Here is a 12,609-nt window from a genome sequence, read left to right on the forward strand (position 1 = left end):
GTGTTCTGTATCTATGGCGGTACTTCCTGCGCGCCGCCGCTTACGCCGCCTGCCCGGCCCGCTCAGCCTCGCTGGCCATGAACTCCACCAGCAGCCGTCCGATCGCCCGGTAGAGCGGATGATCCGCATGCCGCGCCAAGTCTTCGCCGAAGCGCGGAGCCCAGCGCGTCAGATGGTCCAGCACGAAGCGCCGCTGTCCGTCCATGTAACGGTGGTAACGCTTTTCGGTCATGACATTGCCGAGCATTTTGCCAATCAGGACCGCCATGAACTCCAGCTCGATGGCGATATGATCATCCGGCTCGCCGTTCATCTTCTTGAAGTAGAGGCTGAATTCGGCGTAATGCTGCCGTACAATCTGAGCGTAGCTCTTCGGCAGCTTCTGTTCGTTGGCCCGGTACATCGTCTCGCAAGGCGTGACAGGCAGCTGTCCCGAGCTTCCGAATAAGCGGTAATAGTCATCGCGCAAGGAAGAGAATACGGCGTACAATTCGCTTACCGACAAATTATCCAACAACGCGCACAGGTCGCGGGCAGCCTCGGAATGGCGGCATAACCGCTTCATCCCTTCATGATTCCGCCAAGACATTAAGACATCGAGCGTTGGCATGTGACCCAGGAAGTCGGCCAGCAATTGATATGCCGCCATCCGCGTCTCCAGCCGTTCAACGGTCTCTTCATTCCACTGTGCCGGTCGATCTGCCGTTAACAACATTGTCCGTCCCCTCCATATGATGATGAATTCCCTTGCTTAACCATATTGTCCCATATCCGGATTTGGAAAGCTGTGACGAAACACAAACATTCCCGCGCTTGAAAGCGCTGTATGTGAATCTTGTGTGAACAGCAGGGAATTTCATGATTTGCGTCACCGATTGGACAAACTTCCGTTCGATCACACGGCTATCAATTTTACCAGATTCAGGTCATCACGCCTACATGTAAAAACTGGAACCCGGCCCTTCCGGATGAAGGACGGCCTCGCCCAGTGTACAATAAGACACAGCAAGCCATGAACGAATAAATCGAGGAGTGTCGATGATGCCTTTGCTATCCGCCTTCAAAAAAGCGAACGCGCTGCTGAACGTCCACGCGACTTCCCTCCATGCCGGGCCGGCCGGGTTCCGCGTGCATTACTGGGGTTTCATGCCGAAGCACTATAACAACTCGGTGCACCGCCATTCCTTTTTTGAAATGTGCTATGTGCTGGAGGGGGAAGGGGAATATACCGATGACGGGCAGGATTACATACTTCGCGCCGGCAGCGCCATCTGCTCGCGGCCGGGCGTCTGGCACCAGATCCGCAGCGCGGCGGGCATGGCGCTCCTGTTCGTCGCCTTCGACATCGAGGAGGGCGAGACGCAGGACGACTATGTCCAGGCCTTCCGGCGCCTGGCCGAGGATGCCGTCCCCTGCCTCGCGGATGCGTCCTCCGCCCCCGCAGCCAAGCTGTGGGAGGCGCTCCTCGCACTGTCCGAGGGCGGGCAGCTTCTGTATCCGCCACATATGCTGCGGGCCACCGCTCATGCGCTCCTGTCCTCGATGCTGCCGCTGTTCATGCCGGATGCCTCCGGCCTGCCGGACGTCCCGGCGCTGGAGGGAGAAGCCCCGCGGCCGGGCAACGAGCTGTTCCGGCGCGCCCGGCTCTATCTCGAAGACAATCTGAATGCTCCGCTGACCCTGGATATCGTCGCCCAGCATCTGCATATTTCCCCGCGCCATCTGTCGCGGATCTTCATGCAGGAGAGCGGGCAGACCTTCGTCCACTATGTGCAGGAGCGGCGCATCCGGCTGGCCAAGAACCTGCTCCTCTCCTCCGATGCCGCGATCAAGGATATCGCCGAGCGGTGCGGCTTCGAGTCCGTCCATTACTTCACACGCGTCTTTACCCGCAAGCTGGGGGTCTCCCCGGCGCGCTTCCGCCGTTCCGGCTTCGCCGAAGGGCGTTCCGGGCCGATGCGTTGAGGCCATGGTTGAGGCCATGTCCGTTCTGTACAAAAAGAAAGCTGCATTGTCCAAATACAGCCCCCCTGACTTTTTCTACAATGGGCTTGAGCCGGGCAGACCTGTTCTGTCCGAGAGTTGACGGCTCAAATGTGTAGAGGGAACGGAGGGCTTTTTGATGTTCGACAAGCTTCCACGCAACCGGATTCATGCGGATATTCCCAGCGGGGGGCACCGCCCCCTGGACTGGCTCCCATCCGGACTGGAGACGGGAATGGACCGGATCGCGGACGCGGTTCTCGCCGCATGCCATGCCGGAAGGAAGGATATTCTGTACGTTGCGCTTGATGCAACGCATGGCGCGAATGTGCAAGCCGTCGCCTCCCGGCTGACGGACCGGCTGGAACAGGAGCAGATTCGGGCTCATGTCTATTCCACGGAAGATTATTTATACGGCGGCAGCGAGCTGCGCCGCTGCTTCTACCGCTATATTACGGACAATCGCGCCTTCGGCTATATGGCCAGCGACGTGGCGTTCACCGATTATTTCCGCCCGGACGCGGCCGCATGCTGGGCAGCCGAGGCGAAGCAGGATACCGCCGCGAAGCCGGGGGCCAAGCAGGTGGTCCTGATATGCGGCCCCGGCGCGCTGTGGCTCGGCGGCGATCGGATCGGGCTGTCGTTCTATTGCGACGTATCCCGGGAATACCAACAGCGGGAGCACCGCCGGTCTCTGCGCAATCTCGGCTTCTCCTGGAACCGCGATCATACGGAGAAGTATAAAATCTGCCTCTTCCTCGAGTGGCCGGCCTGGGAGACATACCGGAAGCAGCATCTCGGCCGCTTCGACTATTATGTCGATCTGAACCGGCCCGCGAAGCCGGTCATCACGACGGTCGCAGCCTTGCGAAGAATGGTGGCGGAAGCGGCGGAACAGCCGTTCCGCGTCAAGCCGTTCTTCGCGCCGGGGGTATGGGGCGGACAGTATTTGAAGGAGCTGTGCGATCTGCCTCCGGAATGGGTCAACTGCGCCTGGAGCTTCGAGCCGATCGCCCCCGAGAACACGCTGCTGCTGGAATACCGGGACGAGACGATCGAGGTGCCGTTCACGCTGCTGCTCGGGTATGAGCATCAGGCTGTCATGGGCGATCGCATCGTCGGGCTGTTCGGGGACTATTTCCCGGTCCGGTTCGACTATCTGGATACGATCGGCGGCAGCCATCTGTCCTGTCAGGTCCATCCGAAGCAGGCGTATATCGAAGACGTGTTCAACGAGCGGATGACGCAGCAGGAATCATACTACATTATGGAGCGCCTGAACGATGCCAAAGTCTATCTGGGCTTGACCGACGGCACGACGCCGAAGCAGTTCCTCGGCGCGGTGCGCGAGGCTCAGGACACGGGCGTGCCGCTGCCCTTCGAATCGTACGTCAAGGAATACGATTCGGCGAAGGGCGCGCTGTATCTTATCCCGCCGGGAACGGTTCACTGCTCGGGCAAAGACAATCTCGTGCTCGAAATCTCGTCGACGACCTGGTGGTTCACCTTCAAAATCTATGATTATTTGCGCCAGGATCTGGACGGGAAGCCGCGTCCGATCAATATCGATCATGCCGCACGGAACATCAATGCCGGCTTGACGGAAGAGGAGGTCCGGCAGCGGCTCATCCCGGAGCCGCTGCTCATCGGGCGCCAAGGCGGGAACGAGGAATATCTGCTCGGCGAGCATGAGGACGTGCTGTTCAGCGTGAAGCGGGTTCATCTGATCGACCGCTGGGAGGACGACACGAACGGCGAGTTCGTCATGGTTAACCTGGTCGAGGGCGAACGGGTGCGCCTCGTGCCGCTGGCCGATCCCTCGAAGGCGGTGGAATTCGGCTACGCCGAAAGCTATATCGTGCCGGCCAGCGTCGGCGCCTACCGGCTGGAGAATGCCGGGAGCGCGCCATGCAAGCTCGTGAAGGCGGGCGTAGCGTCCCATTGGCAGACGCCGCTGCTGCCGCACGGCTGGCCGGCCGGCGCGGAGGCGTAGGCCGTGGGCGCCCCGGAGCGGCCGGAAGGCCGCCGCAGCCCCGGGCGGGGCGCTGCCGCGCCGCCGAAGGCGGTCACGCTGGCGCTCGATGCCGGCGGGACGGCCCTGAAGGGGGCGGTCGTCGCCGGCGGGCGCCTCGTGCCCGGCCTGGCCGGCCAGTGGCCGTCGCGCGCCGACGGCGAGCCGGACGCCATCGTGGCCGGCTTCGCGGCAGCCTGCGGCGAGCTGCTGGCCGCCTATGCGGCCTATACGGCCGCCGGGCCGGAAGCCCCCGCAGCCGGAGCGCCGCTGCGCATCGGCTTCGCCTTCCCCGGCCCGTTCGACTATGCCGCCGGCGTGGCGCGCCTGCAGGGCCTTGGCAAGTACGACCGCCTCTACGGCGTGAACGTGCGCGAAGCGCTGTGGGCCGAGTTCGCCCGCCAGGCCATGCGCGGGATTCCGCACGCGGCTGAACTCGCCCGGGCGGACATCCGCTTCGCGAACGATGCGCTGCTGTTCGCGCTCGGGCTCGGCCGCCGCTATCCGGGCGAACGCTTGCTGTGCTTGACGCTCGGCACCGGCCTCGGATCGGCCTTCATCGAGGCCGGGCAGCCCGTCGCGGGCCGGAACGGCGTGCCGCCAGGCGGCCTGCTGTACGCGGAGCTGTACCGCGGACAGCCTGCGGACGGCCAATTCGGCCGCCGCGGCATTTTGCGGCTCGCCAGCGAGCTTGGCGCGGGCACAGCGGGCGGCGACGTGCATGAGCTCGCCACGGCAGCGTATAGCGGCGATCCCGGAGCGGCCGCGGTCTTCGCGGCATACGGAAGGCAGCTCAGCGAGTTCCTCGCGCCGTATGTCGCGGCCTTCCGTCCCCGCCGCCTCATCCTCGGCGGCCAGATCGCGAAGAGCGCCAGCTTGTTCCTCGCGCCGCTGGAAGCGCTGCTGCGAAGCGTCGGCGGCTTCCCGGAGACGAGCGATCGCGTGATGGAGCATACGTATGAAGGCATTGACGCTGTATTCGACGGAACAAGGAGCAAGACGTAAGACGTTACCTGCTAACGCCGTGACTGTCCAGCGGCAGGCCCGCTGCGGCTGCATGCGCCGAGCACTTGCTCCGAGGGGGCCGCTTCGCGCTCCACTCCGCTCCAGATGCGGGCCATGCTGCAAACCAGTCAACGGACAAAGTTTTAGACCACCGAGAAAGGATGATAAATTTGAGCCGACAGATTCAACAGGCAGACACGCCGGCGCCGAAGCGGGCATGGACCATCTGCGCCATCCATCATTCGCATACCGATATCGGGTATACGGACCGACAAGAGAAAATTGAACAGTATCACGTCGATTTTATCCGCCAGGCGCTTCGCATCATTGCCCAGGCCAAGGATGGCAGCCGCCCGGAATATGACGGCTTCCGCTGGACATGCGAGACGTTCTGGGCCGTTGAGCGGTTCCTGGAGAGCGCCGCGCCGGAAGAGCGGGAGCAGTTCGCGGAAGCGGTCCTCAGCGGCCATATCGAGCTCTCCGGCACCTACTTGAATATGACGGAGCTGCCCGACTATTCGCTGCTGCGCCATATTCATGGCAAAGCCCCTTCCTATGCGGCTTCCATCGGCCATGCCGTTGACTCTGCCATGACCGCGGATATTAACGGCTACGGCTGGGGCTACGCCCGAAGCCTGCTTGAGAACGGCATCAAGCATCTGTTCAGCTGCGTCCATACCCACCACGGCATGTTCCCGCTGGGCCGCAAGCAGACGCCCTTCTGGTGGGAAGCTTCCTCGGGGGAACGGCTGCTCGTCTGGAACGGGGAGCACTATATGTTCGGCAATGAGCTCGGCCTGTGCCCGGGCGCGCTCGGCAAATATATCATCCGGGACGAATTCGATCACCGGCTCATTGACGAGAATCATGACGATATCGCCCGCATCCGTCTCCATCGTTATGTATGCAAGCTGGAAGAGGAGGGCTATCCGTTCGACTTCGTCCCGGTCATGCTGTCCGGTCTTGGCACGGACAACGGAGCGCCGAACGGACGAATCATGGAGTTCATCCGTCAATGGAACGAACAATACGGGGAATCGATCCGGATCGAGATGACCAGCTTGTACGACTTCTTCGCCCGCCTCAAACGCGAGGATATGAGCCAGCTGCCCGTCCATCGCGGGGATTGGCCTGACTGGTGGTCGGACGGCGTCGCATCCACCGCCATGCATACGCAAATTTTCCGGGATGCCCAGCGCGTGCTGCGACAAGCGGAGCGGCTTGATCCGGACAAGAGCGTGCTCACGGAAGCGGACAGGGACGCAGCCCTGCAGCCTTTGGTGATGTATGCGGAGCATACGTGGGGGTATCACTCCTCCATAGCCGAGCCATGGCATCCGAACGTGCAGTTGCTGGAGGTACGGAAGCTGGCTTATGCCGCGGAGGCAAGCCGCTGCGCTTATCAAGCTCTGGATAAAGTGCTCAGCGCCCAGGGTGCGGCCACGCTCTTCCCGGAACGGCCGCTTCGCTACCGCATCGTCAACCCGGCGCCCGTCGCATCGATCCAGCTGGTGACCTTGCCGCTTGACGGATGGGAGCCCGCCCTGCTTGCCAACGGATTCGATGTCATCTGTGAAGCGACCGAACAGAAGCTGGCTTGGCAGCAGCCGCATCCGCAGGCCATCGTCGTGGAGATCGCATTGGAAGCCGAAGAGGCTTGCCTTCTTCGTATCCAACCCCGGACGGAAAAGAATACGGCTGCCGGAGTCATGACGTCCAGCACCCGGTTGATCGGGAGCGACCGCGTGTATGATATGGAAGACATGTGCCCGGACGCGCCTGGGCATGGTCCGATTTCGATGACGGAGCATGGCGTTGAATCGCCATTTTGCCGCATCGAATGGCAGGAGGATCGGGGCATCGTGTCGTGGCGCAATCGGTTGACCGGACAAGAGCTGCTGAATCCTGATTCTCCGTACGGAGCATTCACGCCCATTTACGAGGTGACTCCCGCGGAAGATCCGACGAGTCCCCATCAAGTATGGTCGGTGCGCAGCCGGATGGGCCGCAACCGCAAAGGGATGGGCGTCCGGCGCTCCGCTGGCCGCCTCGTCCAGGTCAGAGCGTTGGAGAACGGACCGCTGTACGCCACTCTGGAGCTGCAGTACAAGACGGACGGCATGAGCTATTACAGCCTCTTTCTCAAGGTCTATGCCACGTTGAACCGGGTCGATGTCTCCGTCCGGCTTCATAAAGACAGCGTCTGGCAGCCGGAGAACGTCTATGTCGCCCTGCCGTTCACGAATGGCGATTCGTCCGCAGATACCCTGTATGCCGACAAGGCGGGCGAGCTGATTCGACCGTGGACAGATCAGCTGCCGGGAACGTGCCTGGACTATACTTGCGTTCAGCACGGGCTCGCCTGGGTCAACGAGTCGACCGGCGCTCTCCTGCTGGCCATGCCGGATACGCCGCTGGTACAGCTGGGTCCGCTCGAGTATGGACGGCGCCTTGTTCATACCCAGCAGCCAGCGGGCGCGAAGCCGCAGACGTACTCCTGGCTGATGACGAACTACTGGGAGACGAACTTCAAGGCAACGCTCGGCGGATTCTATGAGTTCCGCTACCTGGTGGCAGCCGGCGATTCGATCAGCGCAGCAGACATTGGATATGAGCTCCAGGCGCTCAATGACGGACTCATTGTCTCCTGCATGAAGCAATCGACATAGACACCTATGAACAGAACGCTCTCCAAGGGCAGTCCGGATGCACTCGGGCTGCCCTTGCTGCCTTCTTTTTCCCGCCATCTCAGACCTCGGTCGCGGATTGTGCAAATGTACTCGCACGGGAAGCCATACTTATGATATGGTCAATGAAGAATACGAATTGCCGCACTACGGAAAGGATGAAAAGCTATGAACGAGTCCTGGAACAGATTACGCACGGCAATGGAGCAGGAGGGCCATGACGCTCTGCTCATTACCGACCCGAAGCATGTCTACTACTTGACCAGTTTCGCCTGCGATCCTCATGAGCGCTTCCTCGGCCTCGTCATCCAGCGGGATGCCGAGCCGACGCTAATCGTGCCGGCCCTGGATGCGGATAAGGCGGCGTCCGCCTCCTCCGTCAAGAACATCGTTACCCATACCGACACGGATAACCCCTACGATGTGTTGAAGCCCTGCCTGCCCGCCGGGCTGAATCAGTTGGCCTTCGAGAAGAATCATATCTCCGTCGCCCGGTTCGAGGCGCTGGCCGCAGCGCTGGATGCCAAGCGTTATGCCGATGCAGGGCCGATTCTGCAGGAGCTGCGCGTCATCAAGTCCCCGGAGGAAGTGGAGCGGCTTCTCGAGGCGATCCGGGTAATTGAAGACGTGCTGATGGAAGGCGTAAGCCGCGTGCGTCCCGGCATGACCGAACTGGATGTCGTCGCGGAGCTGGAATATTTGATGAAGAAAAAGGGCGCGGAACGGCCGTCGTTCGACACGATGGTGCTGGCCGGCGAGAGGGCCGCGCTGCCGCATGGCGTTCCGGGCAATCGCGTCATCCGCGAAGGCGAGCTCCTCCTGTTCGATCTGGGCGTCTACGTGAACGGATATGCTTCCGACATTACCCGCACCTTCGCCGTCGGCGAAGTGAGCGAAGAGAGCCGCCGCATTTATGACACGGTGCTGGCGGCGAATGAAGCGGCCATTGCCGCCGTCAAGCCCGGCGTTACCTTCGGCTCGCTGGATCGTACGGCGCGGCAGGTCATTGAAGACCGCGGCTACGGCGCTTACTTCACCCACCGGCTCGGGCACGGGCTCGGCCTGGACGTGCACGAGTATCCGTCCGTGCATGGCCGGAACGAGGATGTGCTGAAGCCGGGCATGGTCTTCACGATCGAGCCAGGCGTCTATGTGCCGAACGTGGCGGGTGTGCGCATCGAGGATGACGTCATCGTCACGGAGGATGGCGTGCGCGTGCTCACGTCCTATCCGAAGGAATTGACCGTCATCGGGGGATAGCGGCTTCTCTCGCCAAAGCTGTAAAAATACAGTTTTTTCAAAGGACAAAAAGGAATTCCTGCAAATGTCAGGCTGTTGGAAAACCCGTGTTTTTTACGAAGGGGTGGAGATGTCCATTTACCTAATCAAAACTTGGCTCTCAGAGCGTTTTAAGTCGATTTTTTCTACTGAGAGACGAGATCCACCATATAAAAAGTGAAGTGGAGAAAATTCCCACAGACTTCTCAACGGCCTGATTTTACGGGATCCAAGAGACCGCGCCGGATCCTGGGGGCATCATCGCCTCCAGGAGGTATCATCGCCTCGTTGCCTTCAGGAGGCATCCTTGCCTCTCGGGGCTTGAACGTGTGGAGGGAATTGTTGCTATTTTACAGGAATTTCGGCTCAATGAGTCCACATCCCGAGGAATTGCTGCAAATATACATCATTTTAGGCCCTTTTGCTTCAAGCCGAAGCAAAACGGGTGAAATTCCTGCAGATTTGCAGGATTCCCTTTCTGGTAAAGTCGTCCACATCGAATTGCTGTATTTTCACAGGATTTCGCTTACCGAATAGGCGTGTCAGGGAAATGGTCCAGCTTTCAGGCCGTTGGAAAACCCCTGTTTTTATTAAGGGGTGGAGATTGTCCATTTCCTACTCAAAACTTGGCACCCATAGCGTTTTACCTCGATTTTTTCTACTGAGAGACGAGATCCACCACATAAAAAATGAAGTGCCCAAAAATCCTCTGGACTTTCTCAACAGTCTGAAATGTGCAGCAATTTCCGCCGTTATCGCTTGAGTAGGAGACCATTTCGGTGAAAAGATGTAGATTTGCAGGAATTTTGCCGAATACCGCCCCGTTAGAGCGAAAAAGCTGCATTTACGCAGGATTCAGCAGTTCAGCTTCTACAGCGCAAACAAGCCCTCCCAAAGCCATGCTTCGGGAGGGCTTGCTCATTTATTTCTTCATGCCGAGCGTGAAGATTTCCGCTGCGCCGAGCTCAACGCTGACGCTGCGCTTGTCGCCGGAAGCGAGGTCTTCGCCCTTCACTTCCATGATGCTGCTACGATAGAAGCCGCTGTCTGCCTGCGGAAGAGAGACGTGCAACGTGTTCGCTTCATGCGCGAAGTTGACCCAGCGGCCAACCATGTCGCCGGTCTGCTCCGCCATCTTGATCGAGGAGAACGCGATGCCTTCGCCTTCCCATGCCAGGAACGCATGGTTGGCTGGCAGCTTGCCAGCATGCACCTCGGCCTGACGGACAATCCACGGCACCTGGAACGTGTGCGCTTCCTTGTATGCGCCGGAGGTCACGACATCGCCCGCATGCGGAATAATCGCATATTCGGCGGTGTACGTGCCCAGGCATTGCGCTTCCGGCGTCGGGAAGACACCCCAGTCGCCAAGCTCGCCCGAAGAGCGGAGCAAGGTGACCGCCATCGTGTTGCTGCCGTCGCGCAGCACTTCATATTCGAACAGCCCTTTGTTGGCGATGGTCAGGCCGAGCTGGCCGTCGCTTACGCTGACGAACGTATGCTGATGCTGATCGTTGCTCGGATTCTCCCATTCCGGAGCCGGCTGTGTATTGCGGCGGGCCACCTCGAAGATGGATTCCGCCTGGTGCGTCTCCGCCTGCAGGGCGGTCGGGAACAGCGCGCGCAACCGGTGATCCTTCGCTTCGTTATGAATGGTCACCTGCACTTCGACGCGCTTCGCGCCGCGATCGAGCGTGTAGCGGGTCACAAGCCGGAACGGCACCATTGCTGTGGAGCGCTGCGCCGTACGTCTTGGGAAGTCTACCAGCTCATTCATCTCTTCCTGCAGCTTCTCGTCGGCGGAAGCCGGAATCTCCCATTGGTGAACCGCTTCGATGACAGCGCGGTACGGCGCGTCTTCGACGACGCGGATATCGGCCGCCAGACCTGCCGTCGTCAGCGGCACCTCGCCGTCCGGCTTGCGGAACATGTACTCGTTCCCGATGTCTCCGCTGTCTTCGTACACATTCAGCCCGCTGAATGTATGTCCCGTCGCTTTGTCAGTCAGCGTCAAGGAGCCGTCCGCCTCGACGACCGCCTTCAGATGTTCGTTCTCGAGCGTATTCTGCCCATTCAACAGGCTGGCCGCTTGCGGCGCTTCTCCGCCTGCCACCCAGGCGAAGGTCTGATACGCGAAGGCCGGCATGCCGCTTGCCTGCAGGCGAACCTTCACGCAGCGCGCCACATAAGGCTGGCGGAACTTGTCCTTCGGCAGGTCGTAGCCGAACTGGACGCCGGCGTCTTCCCATTCGCAGACGACCGCATTGCCGTTCGCATCGATAACCGTGCCCGGCACGATCGGCTCCTGCTTCAGCTCCCGCGCCAGCTTCGTCGGATGCCCTTCGCGGAAGTAGCGGCGCTTCAGCTCCAGCGTCACTTCGACGACGCCGCTGCGCTCATAGCCCGCCGTATTGAATACGACGAACGGCACGCCTTCCTTGGCGCCGTATGCCGATGTGTCGATCTGCTTCACGAGGCTGTCTACCGTCTCATTAATAATCATCTCGGTCATATGCTTCGACTTCTCGAAGCGCGTCACCATCTCGCGGTGGACTTCATCGACGCTGCACCCGCAGATGCTGTCATGCGGATGGTTCTGCATCAATGTCTTCCAGGCATAGACGAACAGAGGGTGCGGATAGGGCTTGCCTGCCTGGTCAGCGAATGCCGCCAGCGGCTCCGCCACCTTCTCCAGGAGCGTCTGGTTCTCCGCGTTCATCTGCTTGAGGTAGACGCGGGAAGAAGCGGTATTGACCAGGGTATACCAGCCGTCGGTGCGCTGGCTGCGCAGTTCGCCCTTTACCGTCTGCAGATTCTCAGGCAATTCCTGTCTCAGCACATCCACATAGTAATTGAAGTTGGAGTGTACGAAGTCCACATCCGGGAACAGCTTCTTCGCCACTTCAATCGCTTTGGACAGATCCGTCTGAATCGGCTGATGGTCGCAGCCGTTCATGAACAACAGATGCGGCGTGGAAGCGAATTTCTCCGCATTGTCGATATTCTTCTCCCAATAGGCAATCGCTTGCTGCTCATCAACCGGCACTTCCATACCGTTGCAGTACCAGTTCGCGAACAGAATGCCGATGACGCGCGATCCGTCCGGCGATTCCCAGATCATTTCCGAGAATGGGGACTCGTATGCGGCATCTTCGGATACCTGGTTGTTGAAGCCGGTCGGCTTCACGCCGCGTCCGAACACGGCGACATCGATATTGGCCTGCTTGAGCATCTGCGGCGCCTGGCCCATATTGCCGAACGAATCAGGGAAATACCCGATCTTGGAGATGGTGCCGCCGTATTGGTTCGCATCGCGATGTCCGATCTGCAGGTTGCGCACATTCGCCTCGCTGCTCGTCAGGAACTCATCCTGCAGAATGTACCATGGACCGATATGAATGCGGCCTTCGCGGATATATTTCTCCAGCTTGTCCTTCATTTCGGGACGGACCTGGAGGTAATCTTCCAGCATAATCGTCTGGCCGTCGAGATGGAAGCTCTTGAAGCCCGGGTCGTTGTCGAGCGTATCCAGCAGCGTGTCCATCAATTCGATCAGCAGCGCATGGTGATACTCGTAAGGCATATACCACTCGCGATCCCAGTGCGTATGAGAGATGATGTGGGCCGTTTTTTTCGTCATGTTCT

At 60.1% G+C, this 12,609-nt stretch carries 8 protein-coding genes; 6 read left to right on the top strand and 2 right to left on the bottom strand.

Annotation, left to right across the window (positions count from 1 at the left end):
• Positions 1 to 40: 40 nt before the first annotated feature.
• Positions 41 to 715 carry a TorD/DmsD family molecular chaperone gene (locus NNL35_RS00805; protein ID WP_006678480.1) on the bottom strand — a complete coding sequence of 225 codons (675 nt, stop codon included), beginning with the start codon at positions 713 to 715 and terminating at the stop codon, positions 41 to 43.
• A gap of 326 nt (positions 716 to 1,041) precedes the next feature.
• Here NNL35_RS00805 and NNL35_RS00810 point away from each other — a divergent pair, with 326 nt between their 5' ends.
• The 6 genes from NNL35_RS00810 (at position 1,042) to NNL35_RS00835 (ending at position 9,501) form a co-directional block, all read left to right on the top strand.
• Positions 1,042 to 1,965, top strand: a complete 924-nt coding sequence (locus NNL35_RS00810) for an AraC family transcriptional regulator (protein ID WP_006678481.1) — start codon at positions 1,042 to 1,044, stop codon at positions 1,963 to 1,965.
• Between the two features lie 157 nt (positions 1,966 to 2,122).
• The gene (locus NNL35_RS00815; protein ID WP_006678482.1) at positions 2,123 to 3,976 is read left to right on the top strand and encodes a class I mannose-6-phosphate isomerase; all 1,854 of its coding nucleotides are present in this window, start codon (positions 2,123 to 2,125) and stop codon (positions 3,974 to 3,976) included.
• Positions 3,977 to 4,357: 381 nt separating this feature from the next.
• Entirely contained in the window at positions 4,358 to 4,999 is a 642-nt protein-coding gene (locus NNL35_RS00820) for an ROK family protein (RefSeq protein ID WP_158000468.1), read from the top strand.
• Between the two features lie 161 nt (positions 5,000 to 5,160).
• Complete coding sequence (locus tag NNL35_RS00825; RefSeq protein ID WP_050979469.1) at positions 5,161 to 7,668, top strand: glycoside hydrolase family 38 N-terminal domain-containing protein; 2,508 nt, start codon at positions 5,161 to 5,163, stop codon at positions 7,666 to 7,668.
• A gap of 186 nt (positions 7,669 to 7,854) precedes the next feature.
• Entirely contained in the window at positions 7,855 to 8,946 is a 1,092-nt protein-coding gene (locus NNL35_RS00830) for a M24 family metallopeptidase (protein ID WP_006678485.1), read from the top strand.
• A gap of 387 nt (positions 8,947 to 9,333) precedes the next feature.
• Positions 9,334 to 9,501 (top strand): hypothetical protein, encoded by a 168-nt coding sequence (locus tag NNL35_RS00835; protein WP_254552834.1) that lies wholly within the window; start codon positions 9,334 to 9,336, stop codon positions 9,499 to 9,501.
• Between the two features lie 385 nt (positions 9,502 to 9,886).
• Here NNL35_RS00835 and NNL35_RS00840 read toward each other — a convergent pair whose 3' ends face one another.
• Positions 9,887 to 12,604 (bottom strand): alpha-mannosidase, encoded by a 2,718-nt coding sequence (locus NNL35_RS00840; RefSeq protein ID WP_006679059.1) that lies wholly within the window; start codon positions 12,602 to 12,604, stop codon positions 9,887 to 9,889.
• Positions 12,605 to 12,609 lie beyond the last annotated feature (5 nt).

It is taken from the genome of Paenibacillus dendritiformis (assembly GCF_945605565.1).
GTDB classification, from domain to species: domain Bacteria; phylum Bacillota; class Bacilli; order Paenibacillales; family Paenibacillaceae; genus Paenibacillus_B; species Paenibacillus_B dendritiformis_A.

Excerpts from the sequence above, each read along its gene's own strand:
- NNL35_RS00805 (WP_006678480.1), bottom strand. The coding sequence starts at position 715 with ATGTTGTTAACGGCAGATCGACCGGCACAGTGGAATGAAGAGACCGTT.
- NNL35_RS00810 (WP_006678481.1), top strand. The coding sequence starts at position 1,042 with ATGCCTTTGCTATCCGCCTTCAAAAAAGCGAACGCGCTGCTGAACGTC.
- NNL35_RS00815 (WP_006678482.1), top strand. The coding sequence starts at position 2,123 with ATGTTCGACAAGCTTCCACGCAACCGGATTCATGCGGATATTCCCAGC.
- NNL35_RS00825 (WP_050979469.1), top strand. The coding sequence starts at position 5,161 with ATGATAAATTTGAGCCGACAGATTCAACAGGCAGACACGCCGGCGCCG.
- NNL35_RS00830 (WP_006678485.1), top strand. The coding sequence starts at position 7,855 with ATGAACGAGTCCTGGAACAGATTACGCACGGCAATGGAGCAGGAGGGC.
- NNL35_RS00835 (WP_254552834.1), top strand. The coding sequence starts at position 9,334 with ATGAGTCCACATCCCGAGGAATTGCTGCAAATATACATCATTTTAGGC.
- NNL35_RS00840 (WP_006679059.1), bottom strand. The coding sequence starts at position 12,604 with ATGACGAAAAAAACGGCCCACATCATCTCTCATACGCACTGGGATCGC.